At 42.2% G+C, this 675-nt stretch carries 1 protein-coding gene; it reads right to left on the bottom strand.

The features are described from left to right. The coding region (locus BG260_RS08730; protein WP_141691558.1) for a BspA family leucine-rich repeat surface protein at positions 1-675 on the bottom strand (675 nt) is incomplete at both ends.

The raw sequence follows: 675 nt of genomic DNA, 5'->3' as shown, positions 1-675 counted from the left end.
GCCGCTAACATCTCCATTAAAGGATGTAGCATGCCTAAACATCTGCCACGTACTCATAACATTTCTTAAATCCCAATTACTTAGATCCTGGTTAAACGATGAGGCCTCAGAAAACATATTGCCCATATTCGTGACACTACCAACATCCCAACCACCAATATCTTGGTTAAAAGAGGTTGAATGTAAAAACATTTCTCGCATATTTGTGACATTACTCACATCCCATTCACCTATATTCTGATTGAAAGAACCTGCATTAGCGAACATTCCAGTCATTAACGTCACATTACTCACATCCCAATGGCTGATATCTTCATTAAAATCTGCCTCATCCCTGAACATATCACTCATATAAGTAATCCCGCTCGTACAAGTAGCGGATGCATTTTCGGGGGTAATCATGTCACGGCTGCGTTTGGTGTACTCTAAACCGTTTATTGTGCCTGTATCACCAACCTCAGCATCCGGGCACATAATTGTGACTCCATTATCTCCGAGGTAAAATGATTTTTCAACTTGATCAATTTCAAAAAACGCCGTCACACGAGTTGTATCTTCTACGGTAATCTGCGCAGGATTTTCTCTACCATCCAGGTCGCCCTGCCACTCTATAAACGTCCATCCTTCGGCAGGATTTGCAGTCAGCTCTACAACCGTTCCATACTCATACTCGGT

It is taken from the genome of Rhodohalobacter halophilus, assembly GCF_001715195.1.
GTDB classification, from domain to species: Bacteria; Bacteroidota; Rhodothermia; order Balneolales; family Balneolaceae; genus Rhodohalobacter; species Rhodohalobacter halophilus.
This window is presented reverse-complemented; position numbering and strand designations above follow the sequence as displayed.